This is a genomic window from Lentilactobacillus parakefiri (assembly GCF_002157585.1).
In the GTDB taxonomy this organism is placed as follows: Bacteria; Bacillota; Bacilli; order Lactobacillales; family Lactobacillaceae; genus Lentilactobacillus; species Lentilactobacillus parakefiri.
The window spans coordinates 1-247 of sequence record NZ_BDGB01000119.1 but is presented as its reverse complement, the minus strand read 5'-3'; the positions used below and the strand labels follow the sequence as shown (position 1 = coordinate 247).

Sequence of the window (247 nt, the reverse complement as noted above, 5' to 3'; positions counted from 1 at the left end):
TTCTTGCATAAACTTCATGATTAATAATCGTTTTTAACGAATTTAGAAGCCATACCAGTGCTTGAGACAACTCAATATCTGGCATGGCTTCGTTCATTATAAAGAATAAATCCCCAATGGTGCGATCATCCTGATTTTGCCGTTCCTGCCAAGCTAATAGGTCATAAGTCATCATGACAATTGCTAAATGGCCACAAAGCCCGTCATAATTTTGAACTTGTGATTTGTCGAGCCGCAAGTATTGCTT

1 pseudogene is annotated in these 247 nt (G+C 38.5%); it reads right to left on the bottom strand.

Features of this window, described 5'->3' with window-relative positions:
• Positions 1-247, bottom strand: a pseudogene (locus tag LPKJCM_RS11555) (IS4 family transposase); the annotation flags it as partial.